General features: G+C 59.6%; 23 protein-coding genes. All 23 read left to right on the top strand.

Translation table 11 applies throughout. The annotated features are described in order from the left end of the window. The 23 genes from NOR97_RS10380 (at position 1) to nuoK (ending at position 16506) form a co-directional block, all read left to right on the top strand. Positions 1-1935: an acetyl/propionyl/methylcrotonyl-CoA carboxylase subunit alpha gene (locus NOR97_RS10380; RefSeq protein ID WP_257599042.1), complete on the top strand. Its 1935-nt coding sequence runs from the start codon at positions 1-3 to the stop codon at positions 1933-1935. Between the two features lie 78 nt (positions 1936-2013). Beyond that, a complete protein-coding gene (locus tag NOR97_RS10375; RefSeq protein ID WP_170343776.1) occupies positions 2014-2865 on the top strand; it encodes a hydroxymethylglutaryl-CoA lyase in 852 nt (283 codons plus the stop codon). Position 2866: 1 nt separating this feature from the next. After that, the gene (locus NOR97_RS10370) at positions 2867-3649 is read left to right on the top strand and encodes a crotonase/enoyl-CoA hydratase family protein (protein ID WP_171167310.1); all 783 of its coding nucleotides are present in this window, start codon (positions 2867-2869) and stop codon (positions 3647-3649) included. A gap of 194 nt (positions 3650-3843) precedes the next feature. Then, the gene (locus tag NOR97_RS10365) at positions 3844-4209 is read left to right on the top strand and encodes an NADH-quinone oxidoreductase subunit A (RefSeq protein ID WP_050602775.1); all 366 of its coding nucleotides are present in this window, start codon (positions 3844-3846) and stop codon (positions 4207-4209) included. Continuing rightward, the gene (locus NOR97_RS10360; protein WP_010442777.1) at positions 4200-4733 is read left to right on the top strand and encodes an NADH-quinone oxidoreductase subunit B family protein; all 534 of its coding nucleotides are present in this window, start codon (positions 4200-4202) and stop codon (positions 4731-4733) included. Before NOR97_RS10365 ends, NOR97_RS10360 begins: the two co-directional genes overlap by 10 nt. A gap of 11 nt (positions 4734-4744) precedes the next feature. Next, on the top strand, positions 4745-5350 hold the full coding sequence (locus tag NOR97_RS10355; protein WP_170343779.1) for an NADH-quinone oxidoreductase subunit C: 606 nt from the start codon (positions 4745-4747) through the stop codon (positions 5348-5350). Further along, complete coding sequence (locus NOR97_RS10350) at positions 5350-5523, top strand: hypothetical protein (protein ID WP_209504452.1); 174 nt, start codon at positions 5350-5352, stop codon at positions 5521-5523. Before NOR97_RS10355 ends, NOR97_RS10350 begins: the two co-directional genes overlap by 1 nt. A gap of 1 nt (position 5524) precedes the next feature. Beyond that, positions 5525-5647, top strand: coding sequence for a hypothetical protein (locus tag NOR97_RS10345; protein ID WP_257599041.1), 123 nt, complete (start codon positions 5525-5527; stop codon positions 5645-5647). Beyond that, positions 5647-6870, top strand: coding sequence for an NADH-quinone oxidoreductase subunit D (locus NOR97_RS10340; RefSeq protein WP_170343780.1), 1224 nt, complete (start codon positions 5647-5649; stop codon positions 6868-6870). The genes NOR97_RS10345 and NOR97_RS10340 overlap by 1 nt, the downstream gene beginning before the upstream one ends. Further along, positions 6870-8009 carry an NADH-quinone oxidoreductase subunit E gene (locus NOR97_RS10335; RefSeq protein WP_257599040.1) on the top strand — a complete coding sequence of 380 codons (1140 nt, stop codon included), beginning with the start codon at positions 6870-6872 and terminating at the stop codon, positions 8007-8009. The genes NOR97_RS10340 and NOR97_RS10335 overlap by 1 nt, the downstream gene beginning before the upstream one ends. A 30-nt stretch (positions 8010-8039) precedes the next feature. Continuing rightward, entirely contained in the window at positions 8040-8261 is a 222-nt protein-coding gene (locus tag NOR97_RS10330; RefSeq protein ID WP_257599039.1) for a DUF5337 domain-containing protein, read from the top strand. Positions 8262-8273: 12 nt separating this feature from the next. Then, the gene (gene nuoF / locus NOR97_RS10325) at positions 8274-9572 is read left to right on the top strand and encodes an NADH-quinone oxidoreductase subunit NuoF (protein ID WP_257599038.1); all 1299 of its coding nucleotides are present in this window, start codon (positions 8274-8276) and stop codon (positions 9570-9572) included. A gap of 5 nt (positions 9573-9577) precedes the next feature. Continuing rightward, complete coding sequence (locus NOR97_RS10320; RefSeq protein ID WP_257599037.1) at positions 9578-9994, top strand: MAPEG family protein; 417 nt, start codon at positions 9578-9580, stop codon at positions 9992-9994. 37 nt (positions 9995-10031) lie between these two features. After that, positions 10032-10382 (top strand): hypothetical protein, encoded by a 351-nt coding sequence (locus NOR97_RS10315; protein WP_170343785.1) that lies wholly within the window; start codon positions 10032-10034, stop codon positions 10380-10382. A gap of 98 nt (positions 10383-10480) precedes the next feature. Further along, on the top strand, positions 10481-10885 hold the full coding sequence (locus NOR97_RS10310; protein ID WP_170343786.1) for a DUF5333 domain-containing protein: 405 nt from the start codon (positions 10481-10483) through the stop codon (positions 10883-10885). A 5-nt stretch (positions 10886-10890) separates the two neighbouring features. Further along, on the top strand, positions 10891-12912 hold the full coding sequence (gene nuoG / locus NOR97_RS10305) for an NADH-quinone oxidoreductase subunit NuoG (RefSeq protein ID WP_257599036.1): 2022 nt from the start codon (positions 10891-10893) through the stop codon (positions 12910-12912). Continuing rightward, positions 12909-13127 (top strand): hypothetical protein, encoded by a 219-nt coding sequence (locus NOR97_RS10300; protein WP_257599035.1) that lies wholly within the window; start codon positions 12909-12911, stop codon positions 13125-13127. The genes nuoG and NOR97_RS10300 overlap by 4 nt, the downstream gene beginning before the upstream one ends. Beyond that, on the top strand, positions 13120-14157 hold the full coding sequence (gene nuoH, locus NOR97_RS10295; protein WP_152458581.1) for an NADH-quinone oxidoreductase subunit NuoH: 1038 nt from the start codon (positions 13120-13122) through the stop codon (positions 14155-14157). The genes NOR97_RS10300 and nuoH overlap by 8 nt, the downstream gene beginning before the upstream one ends. A gap of 1 nt (position 14158) precedes the next feature. Then, positions 14159-14653 carry an NADH-quinone oxidoreductase subunit NuoI gene (gene nuoI, locus NOR97_RS10290; protein ID WP_170331439.1) on the top strand — a complete coding sequence of 165 codons (495 nt, stop codon included), beginning with the start codon at positions 14159-14161 and terminating at the stop codon, positions 14651-14653. Then, on the top strand, positions 14650-15060 hold the full coding sequence (locus tag NOR97_RS10285) for a carboxymuconolactone decarboxylase family protein (RefSeq protein WP_257599034.1): 411 nt from the start codon (positions 14650-14652) through the stop codon (positions 15058-15060). The genes nuoI and NOR97_RS10285 overlap by 4 nt, the downstream gene beginning before the upstream one ends. Further along, the gene (locus NOR97_RS10280) at positions 15057-15659 is read left to right on the top strand and encodes an NADH-quinone oxidoreductase subunit J (RefSeq protein WP_152458578.1); all 603 of its coding nucleotides are present in this window, start codon (positions 15057-15059) and stop codon (positions 15657-15659) included. The genes NOR97_RS10285 and NOR97_RS10280 overlap by 4 nt, the downstream gene beginning before the upstream one ends. Then, on the top strand, positions 15656-16204 hold the full coding sequence (locus tag NOR97_RS10275; protein WP_257599033.1) for a hypothetical protein: 549 nt from the start codon (positions 15656-15658) through the stop codon (positions 16202-16204). The genes NOR97_RS10280 and NOR97_RS10275 overlap by 4 nt, the downstream gene beginning before the upstream one ends. Continuing rightward, a complete protein-coding gene (gene nuoK, locus NOR97_RS10270; protein ID WP_005984024.1) occupies positions 16201-16506 on the top strand; it encodes an NADH-quinone oxidoreductase subunit NuoK in 306 nt (101 codons plus the stop codon). The genes NOR97_RS10275 and nuoK overlap by 4 nt, the downstream gene beginning before the upstream one ends. Positions 16507-16510: the final 4 nt, after the last annotated feature.

Raw genomic sequence — 16510 nt, 5'->3', positions numbered from 1 at the left:
ATGTTCAACAAAATCCTGATTGCCAACCGGGGCGAGATCGCCTGCCGGGTGATGGAGACAGCTCAGAAGATGGGCGTGTCCTGCGTTGCTGTCTATTCCGATGCGGACGCGGCGGCAAAGCATGTACAAATGGCGGACGAGGCGGTTCATATTGGCGGCCCCGCCCCGGCGGACAGTTATCTGAAGGGCGACGTCATCATTCAGGCCGCGCTGGATACCGGTGCACAGGCGATCCATCCGGGGTATGGCTTTCTGTCCGAGAACCCCGATTTCGTGGATGCCGTGCAGGCGGCGGGGCTCACGTTCATCGGCCCTTCGGCGGATGCGATCCGCAAGATGGGCCTCAAGGACGCGGCCAAGGTTCTGATGGAGAAGGCCGGCGTTCCGGTCGTACCCGGCTATCACGGCGACAATCAGGACCCCGAGCATCTGGCCGGTGCGGCGGATGCGATCGGCTATCCGGTTCTGATCAAGGCCGTTGCGGGCGGCGGCGGCAAGGGGATGCGCCTTGTTGAACGCCCTGAGGATTTCGCGACCGCGCTCGACAGCGCGCGGGGCGAGGCCCGGACCGCCTTCGGCAATGATGCCGTACTGGTCGAAAAATTCGTGGCCAAACCCCGCCATATCGAAGTGCAGGTGTTCGGCGATGGTACTCATGCCGTGCATCTGTTCGAACGCGACTGCTCGTTGCAGCGCCGCCATCAGAAGGTGATCGAAGAAGCCCCCGCCCCGGGCATGACGTCTGAGATGCGCGAGGCCATGGGTCAGGCCGGCGTGCGCGCCGCCGAGGCGATCGGCTATAAGGGCGCGGGCACGGTCGAGTTCATCGTCGATGCCTCTGACGGGCTGCGCCCCGACAGGTTCTGGTTCATGGAAATGAACACGCGCCTTCAGGTGGAGCACCCGGTGACAGAGGCCATCACGGGGATCGATCTGGTCGAGTGGCAGCTTCGCGTGGCCGCAGGCGAGAGCCTTCCCAAGAAGCAGGATGATCTTGCGATCTCGGGCCATGCGTTTGAGGCCCGGCTTTACGCCGAGGACGTTCCGAAAGGGTTCCTGCCCGCGACGGGAACGCTGACTCATCTGGTTTTCCCAGCCAATTGTCGCGCCGATAGCGGCGTTCGCGCCGGGGACACGATCAGCCCGTGGTACGACCCCATGATCGCCAAGGTGGTGGTGCATGGTTCGACACGTGCCGTTGCACTTGAGACGTTGAACCGGGTGCTGCAACAGACTGAAGTTGCGGGTACCGTTACCAATCTGGCTTTTCTCGGTGCGTTGACGCGTCACAAAGGATTTGCCTCGGGCGATGTCGATACGGGTCTGATCGGGCGGGACCTTGAAACGTTGGTACAGGAAGCCGAGCCGTCGGATGTTACCGCGGTTGCGGCGGCGATGACGGCACTGGACCTGGTGGATGTCGATCCGGAAACCGGGTTTTCGCTGTGGGCGCCGCTGCATCGCGCCGTGCAATTGTCCCGTCGTGACGACGTGCTGGATCTGGACGTGCAGGTCGACGGGCCGGATCGCCAAGTCTGGCAGATTGGCAAAAACTGCGTCGTTGCGGAACGCACCGCCGGGCGCTGGAAGTTGAACGGCGCGCCGATGCCTCGCGTTGCCGCACATAACGGGACCCTGACGGTTTTCACCGATTACGGTCAGAGCTTCGACGTCATCGACCCGCTGGACCGGGATGCCAGCGCGACCGGCGACACCAATGTGATCGAGGCGCCTATGCCCGGTCTGGTCAAGGCCGTCTTTGCCACAGCGGGACAAACCGTGCAGAAAGGCGATCGTCTGGCCATTTTGGAAGCGATGAAGATGGAGCATTCGCTGCTTGCGGCGCGGGACGGGATCGTTGCCGAAGTGCTGGTCGAGGATGGTTCGCAGGTCGAAGCCGGGGCTGCCCTGGTGAGGTTGGAGGAAGAAGCTTGACCTGTACCCGCGCAACGCGGCGTGCCAAGGTCAGACGATCTTTGCTTGAAACGACAACAATCCAGAAGAGGGGCGGACATGGGTGAGCTGGTCGAAATCTACGAGGTCGGGCCGCGCGACGGGCTGCAAAACGAAAAGCGCGAAATACCGGTCGCGGACAAGATCGCCTTGATCGACTGTCTCAGCCGTGCGGGGTTTCGCCGGATCGAAGTTGCAAGCTTCGTGTCCCCGAAATGGGTGCCGCAGATGGCGGGATCGGCTCAGGTGCTGGGCGGAATCACCCGAGTGGATGGGGTGCGCTATGCCGCGCTGACGCCGAACATGCATGGCTATGGTGACGCGCTGGCGGCCAAGGCGGACGAGATTGCCGTGTTCGCCTCGGCCTCCGAAGGATTCTCGAAAGCCAATATCAATGCCTCCATCGCCGAGTCGATCGAGCGGTTCACGCCGATTCTGGAGGCGGCGCGCCATATCGACCTGCCGGTTCGTGGCTATGTCTCATGCGTGACGGATTGCCCATACGACGGTCCGACGCCGCCGGAAAAAGTGGCTGAGGTTGCTGATCGGCTTTTTGCGCTGGGCTGTTACGAGGTTTCGCTGGGCGACACGATTGGGCAGGGAACTCCGGACAAGGTCGCGCATATGCTTCTGGCGGTGCGCGAAAGGGTTCCGGTGACGCGGCTGGCGGGGCATTTCCATGACACCAACGGGCGCGCGATCGACAACATCGATGCGGCATTGGCGCTGGGCGTGCGGGTGTTCGACGCGGCCGTGGGCGGGTTGGGCGGTTGCCCCTACGCACCGGGTGCGGCCGGAAACGTGGCCACCGAGGACGTTGCGGCACATTTGCAGCGGCTGGGATACGAAACCGGGCTGGATATCGACGTCATTGAAGAGGCCGCGCAGATGGCCAGGGCTTTGAGGGGCTGACATGTTTGAAACGATCACGATCTCGACGGATATGCGTGGTGTCGCGACGCTCACCCTGAACCGGCCGGAAAAACACAATGCCATGTCGGGGCAGATGATCACGGAATTGACCGAGGCCGCATCGCAACTTGGTCAGGATGACGCGGTCCGGGCGGTCGTTCTGGCCGCAGCGGGCAAGACGTTCTGTGCCGGCGGCGATCTGGGGTGGATGCAGGACCAGATGGCGGCCGACAAAAAAACGCGTTTTGTCGAGGCGCGCAAGCTGGCCGAGATGTTGCAGGCTCTGAACACGATGCCAAAGCCCCTGATCGGGGCGTTGCAGGGCAATGCCTTTGGGGGCGGGGTAGGCATGGCGGCCGTGTGCGATGTGGCGATCGGGGTCGACAGTCTGAAGATGGGGCTGACCGAAACGCGCCTGGGGCTGATCCCTGCAACAATTGGCCCCTATGTCATCGCCCGCATGGGCGAAGCCCGCGCGCGCCGGGTGTTCATGTCTGCCCGTTTGTTCGATGCGTCCGAGGCCGTTGATCTGGGCCTGCTGGCGAAAACCGTTTCGGCAGATCGGCTTTTGGACGCGGTTGAGGACGAAATTCGCCCCTATTTGTCTTGCGCGCCCGGGGCGGTTGCCTCTGCCAAGGCGCTGGTACGCGCTCTGGGTCCGCGCATCGACGATGCCGCGATCGATCAGACCATAGGCGAACTGGTCGAACGCTGGGAAACGCAAGAGGCACGCGAAGGGATCGCGGCGTTTTTTGAAAAACGAAAACCTGCATGGAATAAGTAGGTTTTACCAGGGTCCGCCACGCCAATGCCAAACGCCGGTGCTGCGATTCTATGCCGCGCTGTCAAGCGCAGGTTTGATCGCGAAGGGGGCTGTGTTCGGTTGACCCTCTGACCCCGCAGGGATAGAGAATGTCCAGTCAACACGCCAATTGACGGCGCACCCGACAAGATGCGTGCGCAGGAAAGGAGCTATTCGTGGAAGACCTGCTGCGGGAGTACCTCCCGATTCTGGTGTTTCTGGCCGTTGCCGTGGGCCTTGGGATCGTCTTGATCCTGGCCGCCGTCGTACTGGCCGTCCGCAATCCCGACCCCGAAAAGGTCAGCGCATATGAATGTGGTTTCAATGCCTTCGACGATGCGCGGATGAAATTCGACGTCCGATTCTATCTGGTCTCGATTCTATTCATCATCTTCGATCTTGAAATTGCCTTCCTGTTTCCCTGGGCCGTGGGCTTCAAGGACATCAGCGATGTCGGGTTCTGGTCCATGATGGTGTTCCTGGGCGTTCTGACCATCGGCTTTGCCTATGAATGGAAGAAAGGGGCCTTGGAATGGGAGTGATGACGGGTGCCAACACTGCCGGTGTCGACAAGGAGGTCGCCACCCAGGCCCTGAACGCCGAGTTGCAGGACAAAGGTTTTCTGCTGACCTCGACCGAAGACATCATCAACTGGGCCCGTACCGGTTCGTTGCACTGGATGACTTTTGGCCTGGCCTGCTGCGCGGTCGAAATGATGCACACCTCGATGCCACGTTATGATGCGGAACGGTTCGGCATCGCACCCCGGGCGTCCCCGCGCCAGTCTGATGTGATGATCGTGGCGGGAACACTGACCAACAAGATGGCCCCGGCGTTGCGGAAGGTGTATGATCAGATGCCCGAGCCGCGCTATGTGATCTCGATGGGGTCCTGCGCGAATGGCGGTGGGTATTACCACTATTCCTATTCCGTCGTACGTGGCTGTGACCGGGTTGTTCCGGTGGACATCTACGTGCCCGGCTGCCCTCCGACTGCTGAGGCATTGCTTTACGGGCTGATGCAGTTGCAACGCAAAATCCGCCGTACCGGCACAATTGTCCGCTGAGGAGAGATCTGATGAGCGAAGAACTCAAGGAACTCGGCACGCAGTTGGAGCTGAAACGGACTGATTGCGTCCTGTCATGGGACGTGACCCACGGCGAACTGAACGTGGACGTGGCTCCGTCGAATCTTGTGGAATTCGTCGAATTCCTGAAATCTGATCGCAGCTGCCAGTTTTCGACGCTGGTGGATATCACCGGCGTGGATTACCCCGAACGCGCCAAACGGTTCGATGTGGTGTATCACTTCCTGTCGATGTACCAGAACCAGCGTATCCGGCTGCGGGTCTCGATCCGTGAAGAAGACATGGTACCGTCGATCGTTGACGTGCACCCCTCGGCCAACTGGTTCGAGCGTGAGGTGTTCGACATGTTCGGCATCCTGTTCTCGGGCCACCCGGACCTGCGGCGCATCCTGACCGACTATGGGTTCCGCGGGTATCCGCTGCGCAAGGATTTCCCGACTACAGGTTATACCGAGGTCCGCTATGACGAGGCGCAGAAACGCGTGGTCTACGAACCCGTCAGCCTGGTGCAGGAATACCGTCAGTTCGATTTCATGTCCCCGTGGGAGGGTGCGAACTACATTCTGCCGGGGGATGAGAAACAGGGGACAGAATAATGGATGGCATCTGGTGGTTGATCCTGTCTGCGCTGACCATCATTCCGATGGTGAAGATTTTGCCGTTCTTCGGGATCAACAAATACTGGTGCCTGCTGTGTCTGGTTCCCTTTGGCACGATCGCCCTGCTGTGGTGGGTCGGGCTGAAACTGCAAGAGTTGGAGCGCCGCTGAGATGATGGGTGAGTTGATCATTCTGGGCGCGTTGGGGGTTCTGCTGGCCGGGGCCGCAGCCAAGGCCGCCGAGGCGGAAAAGGTTCGGGTTCGGGCCGAAGCGAAAAAGAAACGAGGGCGTTGATGGACGGCTCAAGATACGATGACGGCAGCACGGACGCGCTGAGCGGAGAACAGAAGATCCGCAATTTCAACATCAATTTCGGCCCGCAACACCCTGCGGCGCACGGGGTTCTGCGCCTTGTGCTTGAGTTGGACGGGGAGATCGTCGAGCGTTGCGATCCGCATATCGGCCTGCTGCACCGTGGCACCGAAAAGTTGATGGAAAGCCGGACCTATCTGCAGAACCTGCCGTATTTCGACCGACTGGATTACGTGGCGCCGATGAACCAGGAACATGCCTGGTGTCTTGCCATCGAAAAGCTGACCGGTGTCGAGGTGCCGCGTCGCGGCTCGCTGATCCGGGTACTGTATTCCGAAATCGGGCGCATCCTGAACCACCTGCTGAACGTGACCACGCAGGCCATGGATGTGGGCGCGCTGACCCCGCCGCTCTGGGGTTTTGAAGAGCGTGAAAAGCTGATGGTGTTCTATGAGCGCGCCTGTGGTGCCCGCCTGCACGCGGCCTATTTCCGCCCCGGCGGTGTGCATCAGGACCTGCCGCCGGAACTGCTGGACGATATCGAGGCGTGGAGCCACGAATTCCCTGCCGTTCTGGACGATATTGATGGTCTGCTGACCGAAAACCGCATCTTCAAACAGCGTAACGCCGATATTGGCGTCGTGACCGAGGATGACATCCAGAAATACGGCTTCTCTGGTGTGATGGTGCGCGGTTCGGGCCTTGCATGGGACTTGCGCCGCGCGCAGCCCTATGAATGCTATGATGAGTTTGAGTTCCAGATCCCCGTCGGCAAGAACGGTGACTGCTATGACCGCTATCTCGTCCGTATGGAAGAGATGCGCCAGTCGCTGCTGATCATCCGTCAGGCCATCGCCAAAATCCGCGACTGCCCCGGTGATGTTCTGGCAAGGGGCAAGATCACCCCGCCGAAACGATCCGATATGAAGACCTCGATGGAAAGCCTGATCCATCACTTCAAGCTGTACACTGAAGGCTTCCACGTTCCCGCAGGCGAAGTTTACGCCGCCGTCGAAGCCCCCAAGGGCGAGTTCGGCGTCTATCTGGTTGCCGACGGCACCAACAAGCCCTACCGCGCTAAACTGCGCGCGCCCGGTTTCCTGCACCTGCAAGCCATGGACCACGTCGCCAAGGGCCACCAACTGGCCGACGTCGCCGCCATCATTGGCACCATGGACGTCGTATTTGGAGAGATTGACCGCTAATGCTCCGCCGTCTTCACCCCGAACAACCCGATAGTTTCGCCTTCACCGCTGCCAACCGGCAATGGGCCGAAGCGCAGATCACCAAGTACCCCGAGGGCCGTCAGGCCAGCGCGGTCATTCCGCTGCTGTGGCGTGCGCAGGAACAAGAGGGCTGGCTATCCCGCCCAGCAATTGAATCCGTCGCCGACATGCTGGGCATGGCCTATATCCGGGTGCTCGAAGTTGCATCCTTCTACTTCATGTTCCAGCTGCAACCGGTTGGGTCCGTTGCGCATATTCAGGTCTGTGGCACCACGTCCTGCATGATCTGCGGGGCCGAGGACCTGATCGCGGTCTGCCGCGAAAAGATCGCGCCCAAGCCGCACCAACTGTCGGCGGACGGCAAGCTGAGCTGGGAAGAGGTTGAATGCCTGGGTTCCTGCACCAACGCGCCGATGGCACAGATCGGTAAAGACTATTACGAGGACCTGACCGCCGAGAGCTTCGGCAGGATTCTCGATGATCTGGTGGCGGGCAAGGTGCCGACGCCCGGCCCTCAAAACGGACGTTACGCGGCCGAGCCGTTGAAAGGGCTTTCCAGCCTGTCCGAATATGAAGCCGGCAAGCCGAAATACAACGCAAGCGTCGCACTGGCGACCGATCTGGGCGACACGGTCAAGCGCATCGACGGGACCGAAGTTCCGATCCTGACACCGTGGCTTGGCAAGGATGGCAAGCAGGCGGGTGCGTCGGCTGCTGCGAAACCTCCGAAGGCGCCTGAGGCTCCGAAACCGGCTGTGAAACAAGCGGCCGAGGCGAAAGCCAAACCAGTTGCGAAAGACGTTGAAGCCAAACCCACGGACGTCAAAGAGGATCAGCCCGAGACCCTGACCGCTGCACGCGACGGCAAGGCAGATGACCTGAAGCTGTTGAAAGGCGTCGGTCCCAAGCTGGAGCAGACGCTGAACGAGCTGGGTTTCTATCACTACGACCAGATCGCTGCCTGGACGCCCGAACATGTGGCGTGGGTTGATGCGCGCCTGAAGTTCAAGGGCAGGATCGAACGCGATGGATGGATCGAGCAGGCGACCAAGCTTGCGGCGGGCGAAGAAACCGAATTTGCCAAACGTGCCAAATCTGAGGGCACGTACGAAGACTAGACGGGTGCCCAACCGGGGCATCGGGGGAAGATGGACAAGAACAAGGAACAGGCCATAGCCCGCAAGGGCCGACATATCGGAGTGGTCATCGCTGTGACCATGCTGATCTGGCTTGCAATGAACCTGTTTATTGGCCCCGCGCTGGGTTTGACGACCCGGCACGCTTTGCTGTTTGATCTCGCGGCTCTGGCTGCGTTCATCTATGCGGGCATCAACATTTTTCAACTCTGGCGCATGCGTCAGGACAGCTGAAGGTAACACGCGATGCTGAAGGATCAGGACCGGATCTTTACCAACATCTACGGGATGCATGAACGCACGCTGAAGGGTGCGCAGGCCCGCGGGCATTGGGACGGCACAGCTGGCCTGATCGATAAAGGTCGCGACTGGATCATTCAGACGATGAAGGATTCCGGTCTGCGTGGTCGCGGCGGCGCAGGCTTTCCAACCGGTCTGAAATGGTCGTTCATGCCCAAGGAAAGCGACGGACGCCCGTCCTATCTGGTGGTCAACGCGGACGAATCCGAACCCGGCACCTGCAAAGACCGCGAGATCATGCGCCATGATCCGCATACGCTGATCGAGGGCTGCCTGATCGCGTCTTTCGCCATGAACGCCCACACCTGCTATATCTACCTGCGCGGTGAGTACATCCGCGAACGCGAGGCGTTGCAGGCCGCGATTGACGAGGCCTATGACGCGGGTCTGCTGGGCAAGAACGCTGCCGGTTCGGGCTGGGATTTCGATATCTTGCTGCACCATGGGGCAGGGGCCTATATCTGTGGTGAGGAAACCGCCCTGATTGAAAGCCTCGAAGGTAAAAAGGGCATGCCGCGGATGAAGCCGCCGTTCCCCGCAGGTGCGGGGTTGTATGGCTGCCCGACGACCGTGAACAACGTCGAATCCATCGCTGTCGTGCCCACGATCCTGCGTCGTGGGGCGGATTGGTTCGCTGGCTTCGGTCGCCAGAACAACGCGGGCACCAAGCTGTTTGCAATTTCAGGCCATGTGAACTCCCCCTGCGTCGTGGAAGAGGCGATGTCGATTTCCTTCGAGGAGCTGATCGAGACCCATTGCGGCGGCATTCGCGGCGGCTGGGACAATCTGCTGGCGGTGATTCCCGGTGGATCCTCGGTTCCGTGTGTGCGCGGTGAGAACATGCGCGACGCGATCATGGATTTCGATTATCTGCGCAACGATCTGGGCTCCGGCCTTGGAACGGCGGCGGTGATCGTGATGGACAAGTCAACCGACATCATCAAGGCGATCTGGCGCCTGTCGAAATTCTACAAACACGAAAGCTGCGGCCAGTGCACGCCCTGCCGCGAAGGCACCGGCTGGATGATGCGGGTCATGGACCGTCTGGTGCGCGGCGAAGCTGAACTGGAAGAGATCGACATGCTGTTTGACGTGACAAAACAGGTCGAGGGTCACACGATCTGCGCGCTTGGCGATGCGGCAGCCTGGCCGATTCAGGGCTTGATCCGCAATTTCCGAGAAGAAATCGAAGACCGCATCAAGGCTCAGAAATCGGGCCGTATGGGTGCGATGGCGGCGGAGTGAACGGGATGGACATGTTTGCAGAATACAGCCACGCGATTTCATCGGTTGTGCTTTTCACACTGGTGGTTCTGTTCCTGGCCCCGTTTTCAGCTTTGGCCAAGCAGGGCAAGGGCCTCGCGCCGGGGGCGACCCCTGAGCAGGATTATTCTGACAAGGCCTATCGTCTGAACCGGGCCTATCTGAACGGAACGGAAACGCTTCCGGCGTTTGTGGCCGTTGTGACCGCGGCGGTTTTGCTGGGCGTCAGCCCGTTCTGGGTCAATCTCCTGGCGTCTGTCGCTTTGGTTGCGCGGTTGGTGATGCTGGTGGTGCACATCAATGGCATAGGTAAGCCAAACAGTGGCTTGCGGTCCGTGCTGTATGTATTGGGCTGGGCCTGCATGCTTGTGATTGGGCTTATGGCATTGGTGGCGGCGTTCTGATGGCGACCCGGCAGACGAGAACACTAAGAGGGATAGTATGACGGCCCCAAAAACCCTTGTAGTCCTGCTGGCACTGGCAAGCGTGTCCGCCTGCGGCATCATCAAGCCGTCGGAAGATCGTCTTCTGTTCGATGGGAAGTCGTTCAAGGCGAAGGCGAAGCCGGTCGACAAGAAAGCATCGCCTACGGACTTTACCGTTGTGGTGAAAGGCGCGTCTGCGTCCTTGGACGGCGCGCGAGAAGCCGGGCGTCATGAAGGGACCAAGTTCTGTGTGCAGAATTTCGGGTCTTCGCGGATCGATTGGAAGGTGGGGCCGGATACCGAACCGCAAAACCTGCGCATCATTGATGATCAATTGACCTTCGCGGGAAAATGCCAACGGCCATGACGCGCGGTTTTGCATATCACGACATGGATCGCGGGCCGCTATTGCCTAGCAAGACCGGACCAGTTCGTTTTGGAACTTCCAAAACGAAAGGAAAACCCATGTCTTTTGCAAAGACACTCACCCTGGCCGCCTTGATCACGTTTCCCGCCGTCGCAGAAGCAAAGCCGCCCTTGAGGGATGTCAAAGAGATCGACGATGAACTCTATTACATCGCCATCGCAAATGAAATTTCGGAATATTGCCCCTCGATCAGCGGGCGGCGATTGAAAGCGATCAGTGTGATGTGGGGGCTGCGCTCCAAAGCGAACAAACTGGGGTATTCGGACAGTGAAATCCGCTCATATGTCGACTCGGATACCGAGAAAGACCGGATGCGCGCCAAGGGCGAGGCGTATCTGGCTTCGAATGGCGTGACCTATGACAACCCCAACACATTCTGCACTCTGGGGCAGAAAGAAATCCAAAGAAACAGCGCCATTGGCGTTTATTTGAGGGCGAATTGAGAGCCATGTCTGACCTCCGCAAGATCAATATCGACGGACAGGAAATCGAAGTCGATGGCGCGATGACCCTGATCCAGGCTTGTGAACAAGCCGGGGTCGAAGTGCCGCGCTTTTGTTATCACGAGCGTCTGTCGATTGCTGGCAATTGCCGGATGTGCCTGGTCGAGGTCGTCGGCGGACCGCCGAAACCCGCGGCGTCGTGCGCGATGCAGGTGCGTGATCTGCGTCCGGGGCCTGAAGGGCAACCCCCGGAGGTCAAGACGAACTCTCCCATGGTCAAAAAGGCCCGCGAAGGCGTGATGGAGTTCCTGCTGATCAACCACCCTCTGGATTGCCCGATCTGCGATCAGGGTGGTGAATGCGACCTTCAGGATCAGGCGATGGCGTATGGCATGTCCGGATCCCGTTTCAAGGAAGCAAAGCGGGCGGTCGATGACCTGGATCTTGGCCCGCTTGTGGGCACGGCGATGACCCGCTGCATCAGCTGCACACGCTGCGTGCGCTTCACCACCGAAGTTGCCGGGATAACTCAGATGGGTCAGACCGGTCGCGGTGAGGATGCCGAGATCACCTCGTATCTCAACCAGACGCTGGATTCGAATTTGCAGGGCAACATCATCGATCTGTGCCCGGTCGGGGCGCTGACCTCCAAGCCGTATGCCTTCACCGCGCGTCCGTGGGAGTTGACCAAAACCGAAAGCATCGATGTGATGGATGCGTTGGGATCGAACATACGCATCGATACCAAAGGCCGTGAAGTCATGCGTTTCCTGCCGCGCAATCATGACGGCGTGAACGAGGAATGGATCAGCGACAAGACACGTTTCGTCTGGGATGGCCTGCGCCGTCAGCGTTTGGACAAGCCCTATGTCCGCGAAAACGGCAAGCTGCGCCCGGCCTCATGGCCCGAGGCGCTGACCAGGGCCGCAGAGGCGCTGAAGGGCGCCGAGAAACCTGCCGGTATCGTGGGCGATCTGGCTCCGGTCGAGGCGGCGTTTGCGCTGAAACAGATGATCGAAGGGCAGGGTGGTGTTGTCGAATGCCGTACCGATGGCGCAAAGCTTCCGGCGGGCAATCGTGGCGCTTACGCGGGCACTGCCGCGATTGAAGATATCGACACCGCGGAACGCATCCTGCTGATCGGGACAAACCCACGTGACGAAGCGCCTGTCCTGAACGCGCGCATCCGCAAAGCGTGGGCGCATGGCGCCGAAGTCGCTTTGGTCGGTCCTGCGGTCGATCTGACATATGACTACCACCATGTTGGCGATGATCGAACAGCGCTGCAAAAGGTCGTCGACATGGGCGGAGATGACGAGATCAAGAGCAAACGTTCGTTGGTCATCATCGGGCAGGGCGCTTTGCAGGAATCGGACGGCGCCGCCGTGCTGGCTGCTGCGCAAGCCATCGCGGCCAATACGGAAAGTGGTCTGATCGTTTTGCACACTGCGGCGTCGCGCGTCGGTGCGATGGATGTGGGTGCCACGAACGAAGGCGGAATGGACGCGATCAGCGCAGCGGATGTGATCTATAACCTAGGCGCGGACGAGGTCGAGATCGGCGAAGGCGCCTTTGTGATCTATCAGGGCAGCCATGGTGATCGTGGCGCGCACCGCGCCGATGTGATCCTGCCAGGCGCGGCCTATACCGAAGAAAACGGCCTGTTCGTAAATACCGAAGGCCGACCGCAACTGGCGATGCGGGCCGGGTTTGCTCCGGGTGAGGCGAAAGAAAACTGGGCTATCCTGCGCGCCTTGTCCGCCGAATTGAACGCAACGCTACCGTATGACACGCTGGCACAATTGCGCACGGCGTTGATCGAGGCGGTTCCGCATCTGGCCCGCATCGACGAAGTGATCGAGAACGACGTGAAAGCTCTCGATGCCGGTACTTTGGGCAACGCAACTTTCCGCTATGCGATCAAGGACTTCTACCTGACCAACCCGATCGCACGGGCTTCACAGCTTATGGCCGAGTTGTCGGCACTGGCACAGGCCCGCAAATCCGAGAAGATCGCGGCGGAATGACCCAGACGTTTTTCATATCGCAGATCGGCGCATCCGGTGCCGGGCGGCAGTTGGCCGCGCCTTGTTTGCGTGTGAAACCGAATATTAAGGGTGGCGAAATGGCGGCAGATGCTGTTTACACCAACGCGCCGACCCAGCCGCAGTTTGCGCAGGCTTCTGGCCTTTGCATCGCGCGCGGAAAACGGAATACCCACGGTGTGAGGACCAATGGCTGAATTCTTTAACACCCCAGGCGGAATAGCCATCATCATTCTGGCGCAAGTGCTTGCCGTTGTTGCCTTTGTGATGATTTCACTGTTGTTCCTTGTTTACGGAGACCGCAAGATCTGGGCCGCTGTCCAGATGCGCCGCGGCCCCAACGTGGTGGGCGTCTACGGCCTGCTGCAATCGGTGGCGGATGCCCTGAAATATGTGGTGAAAGAGGTGGTCATCCCCGCGGGCGCCGACCGGACGGTCTTTATCCTCGCACCGCTGACATCCTTCGTTCTGGCGATGATCGCCTGGGCGGTGATCCCGTTCAACGATGGCTGGGTTCTGTCGGATATCAACGTTGCGATCCTCTATGTATTCGCGGTGTCCTCTCTTGAGGTTTATGGCGTGATCATGGGCGGTTGGGCGTCGAACTCAAAGTACCCGTTCCTGGGCTCGCTGCGCTCGGCCGCGCAGATGATCTCCTACGAGGTTTCGATCGGCCTGATCATCATCGGCGTGATCATCTCGACCGGGTCGATGAATTTCGGTGACATCGTGCGCGCTCAGGATGGGTCGTTCGGGTTCTTCAGCTGGTATTGGCTGCCGCATTTCCCGATGGTGTTCCTGTTCTTCATCTCGGCCCTGGCCGAAACCAACCGACCCCCGTTTGACCTGCCCGAGGCGGAATCGGAACTGGTCGCCGGTTACCAGGTCGAATACTCGGCCACGCCTTTCCTGCTGTTCATGGCAGGCGAATACATCGCCATCTTCCTGATGTGCGCGCTGACTTCACTGCTGTTCTTCGGCGGCTGGCTGTCGCCGATTCCGGGCCTGCCCGATGGCGTGCTTTGGATGGTTGCCAAGATGGCGTTCTTCTTCTTCATCTTCGCAATGGTCAAGGCGATCACGCCCCGCTACCGCTATGACCAGCTGATGCGGCTGGGCTGGAAGGTCTTCCTGCCGTTCTCGCTGGCTTGGGTGGTTTTCGTGGCCTTTGCGGCGAAATTCGACTGGTTCTGGGGCGCGTTTGCGCGTTGGAGCGTAGGAGGCTGATATGACCCAAATCGACTATACCCGCGCTGCCAAATACTTCCTTCTGCAAGACTTCTGGGTCGGCATGAAGCTGGGGCTGAAGTACTTCTTCGCCCCAAAGGCCACCGTGAACTATCCGCACGAAAAGGGGCCTCTGTCCCCACGGTTCCGCGGCGAACACGCCCTGCGCCGTTACCCGAATGGCGAGGAACGCTGCATCGCCTGCAAATTGTGCGAGGCAGTCTGCCCGGCGCAAGCGATCACAATCGACGCCGAACCGCGCGAAGACGGCAGCCGCCGCACCACGCGCTATGACATCGACATGACCAAATGCATCTATTGCGGTTTCTGCCAGGAGGCCTGCCCGGTCGATGCCATTGTCGAAGGCCCGAATTTCGAATTCGCCACGGAAACCCGGGAAGAGCTATTCTACGACAAGGAAAAACTGCTGGATAACGGTGAACGCTGGGAAGCCGAGATTGCCCGCAATCTGGAAATGGACGCGCCGTACAGATGACTGACAGCCCGACAAATCCGTTCGAGCTGATGATGAAGCAGGCTCAGGACATGGCCAAGGCGATGAATCCGGCGATGGAGAATTTCTCGCCCAAGGGTTTCGAGGCGCTGTGGCCGACCATGCCGAAAGAGGTCATGGAGATGATGTTCGGCAACACCGTCAACACCGACGGGCTTGATGCCAAAACCCGCCTGCTGCTGACGCTGGCCGGGCTGACCTGTCAGGGCGCTCAGGCGGATGCGGCTGTGCGTCAGACCGTGCGCCACGCACTGGAGGCGGGTGCCAAGAAACAAGAGATCGTGGAAACGATCGGTCAGATGTCGGTCTTTGCCGGCATCCCGGCCATGACCCGCGCGCTGGATCTGGCGCAAGAGGTCATGGGCGACAACGAGGATGAGGATCAATGACCGTCTTTGCCTTCTACCTGTTTGCCATCAGCGCCATCACCGGCGGGCTGTTCACGGTGATCAGCCGCCAGCCGGTGCACTCGGTGCTGTGGCTGATCCTGTCCTTCCTGTCTTCGGCGGGGCTGTTCGTGCTGCTGGGGGCCGAGTTCGTGGCGATGCTGCTGATCATCGTGTATGTGGGCGCGGTCGCGGTTCTGTTCCTGTTTGTGGTGATGATGCTGGACGTGGACTTTGCCGAGCTGAAGGCCGAAATGGCGCGTTATATGCCGCTGGCCCTGCTGATCGGTCTGGTCATCCTGATGCAGTTCGTCATGGCCTTTGGGGCATGGGACAGCGCGCAGGGTGCGGCGGCCAATCTGGCTCAGCCGGTCCCGGCAGATCGCCACAACACCGAGGCGCTGGGTGTCATCCTTTACGATCAATACTTCCTTCTGTTCCAATTGGCGGGTCTGATCCTGCTGGTGGCCATGATCGGCGCCATTGTTTTGACACTGCGCCACCGTCAGGACATCAAGCGTCAGGACATCATCGGCCAGATGATGCGTGACCCGGCCAAGGCGATGGAGTTGAAGGACGTGAAACCGGGGCAGGGGTTGTGAAGCACAAGTTTTCAAAAATTGTTGCTGCAATAGGCTGCCTTGCTTCGCTTTCGACAGGTGCGATGGCCTGTGAAAGTGCGCCGCAAAACGAAGGCTTCAAGATAAAAAAGGTTCTGCCTGATTGCAGTTTTCGAAATGGCGGCAGAGGGCAATTTGCGATTTTCGGCGGCAAGCCTGTTGTCGACATTGGCAATGGGCGTGTTGGGCAACGTATACACAGTGGCGAAGGCTGCAGCCCGGATGAAAGCCTTTTCTTTATGAACTGTGCTGACGGAACGGGCATCGTCGTGGAAGGGTTGCATTACTCTTCGGAAATCGCGGGCTATGCACCGAGTTCCATTGATCTCATCCAAAAGCCACTTGGAGCAATTGGGCTGACATCCGAAACAACGGTTTCCAACGTTGAAGAGGTTGCGACCAAAAACCGGTACACGTTTACCAAAGAAGTCAGAGATTTCTTTGGTCGTTCCGAAAACCACAAGCGCATCGACTACACCTGCGGCTGCAAACTCTACTACCCCGACTCGCCAGGAGCGAAGCTATGATCGGACTTGAACACTATCTTACGGTCGCGGCGACGCTGTTCGTCATCGGCATCTTCGGTCTCTTCCTGAACCGCAAGAACGTCATCATCCTGCTGATGAGCATCGAATTGATGCTGCTGGCGGTGAATATCAACCTCGTGGCGTTTTCCAGCTTCCTCGGCGATCTGGTCGGGCAGGTGTTCACCCTGTTCGTGCTGACCGTTGCGGCGGCCGAGGCGGCGATTGGTCTGGCCATTCTGGTCTGCTTCTTCCGCAACCGCGGCACCATCGCGGTTGAAGACGTCAATATGATGAAGGGGTAAGGGA

Origin of the sequence: Ruegeria sp. YS9 (assembly GCF_024628725.1) — a bacterium.
Lineage (GTDB): Bacteria > Pseudomonadota > Alphaproteobacteria > Rhodobacterales > Rhodobacteraceae > Ruegeria > Ruegeria atlantica_C.
This window is presented reverse-complemented; position numbering and strand designations above follow the sequence as displayed.

What these genes read in the sequence shown, in the direction of transcription:
- NOR97_RS10380 (WP_257599042.1), top strand. Translation starts at nt 1, where the DNA reads ATGTTCAACAAAATCCTGATTGCCAACCGGGGCGAGATCGCCTGCCGG.
- NOR97_RS10375 (WP_170343776.1), top strand. Translation starts at nt 2,014, where the DNA reads ATGGGTGAGCTGGTCGAAATCTACGAGGTCGGGCCGCGCGACGGGCTG.
- NOR97_RS10370 (WP_171167310.1), top strand. Translation starts at nt 2,867, where the DNA reads ATGTTTGAAACGATCACGATCTCGACGGATATGCGTGGTGTCGCGACG.
- NOR97_RS10360 (WP_010442777.1), top strand. Translation starts at nt 4,200, where the DNA reads ATGGGAGTGATGACGGGTGCCAACACTGCCGGTGTCGACAAGGAGGTC.
- NOR97_RS10355 (WP_170343779.1), top strand. Translation starts at nt 4,745, where the DNA reads ATGAGCGAAGAACTCAAGGAACTCGGCACGCAGTTGGAGCTGAAACGG.
- NOR97_RS10350 (WP_209504452.1), top strand. Translation starts at nt 5,350, where the DNA reads ATGGATGGCATCTGGTGGTTGATCCTGTCTGCGCTGACCATCATTCCG.
- NOR97_RS10345 (WP_257599041.1), top strand. Translation starts at nt 5,525, where the DNA reads ATGATGGGTGAGTTGATCATTCTGGGCGCGTTGGGGGTTCTGCTGGCC.
- NOR97_RS10340 (WP_170343780.1), top strand. Translation starts at nt 5,647, where the DNA reads ATGGACGGCTCAAGATACGATGACGGCAGCACGGACGCGCTGAGCGGA.
- NOR97_RS10335 (WP_257599040.1), top strand. Translation starts at nt 6,870, where the DNA reads ATGCTCCGCCGTCTTCACCCCGAACAACCCGATAGTTTCGCCTTCACC.
- NOR97_RS10330 (WP_257599039.1), top strand. Translation starts at nt 8,040, where the DNA reads ATGGACAAGAACAAGGAACAGGCCATAGCCCGCAAGGGCCGACATATC.
- nuoF (WP_257599038.1), top strand. Translation starts at nt 8,274, where the DNA reads ATGCTGAAGGATCAGGACCGGATCTTTACCAACATCTACGGGATGCAT.
- NOR97_RS10320 (WP_257599037.1), top strand. Translation starts at nt 9,578, where the DNA reads ATGGACATGTTTGCAGAATACAGCCACGCGATTTCATCGGTTGTGCTT.
- NOR97_RS10315 (WP_170343785.1), top strand. Translation starts at nt 10,032, where the DNA reads ATGACGGCCCCAAAAACCCTTGTAGTCCTGCTGGCACTGGCAAGCGTG.
- NOR97_RS10310 (WP_170343786.1), top strand. Translation starts at nt 10,481, where the DNA reads ATGTCTTTTGCAAAGACACTCACCCTGGCCGCCTTGATCACGTTTCCC.
- nuoG (WP_257599036.1), top strand. Translation starts at nt 10,891, where the DNA reads ATGTCTGACCTCCGCAAGATCAATATCGACGGACAGGAAATCGAAGTC.
- NOR97_RS10300 (WP_257599035.1), top strand. Translation starts at nt 12,909, where the DNA reads ATGACCCAGACGTTTTTCATATCGCAGATCGGCGCATCCGGTGCCGGG.
- nuoH (WP_152458581.1), top strand. Translation starts at nt 13,120, where the DNA reads ATGGCTGAATTCTTTAACACCCCAGGCGGAATAGCCATCATCATTCTG.
- nuoI (WP_170331439.1), top strand. Translation starts at nt 14,159, where the DNA reads ATGACCCAAATCGACTATACCCGCGCTGCCAAATACTTCCTTCTGCAA.
- NOR97_RS10285 (WP_257599034.1), top strand. Translation starts at nt 14,650, where the DNA reads ATGACTGACAGCCCGACAAATCCGTTCGAGCTGATGATGAAGCAGGCT.
- NOR97_RS10280 (WP_152458578.1), top strand. Translation starts at nt 15,057, where the DNA reads ATGACCGTCTTTGCCTTCTACCTGTTTGCCATCAGCGCCATCACCGGC.
- nuoK (WP_005984024.1), top strand. Translation starts at nt 16,201, where the DNA reads ATGATCGGACTTGAACACTATCTTACGGTCGCGGCGACGCTGTTCGTC.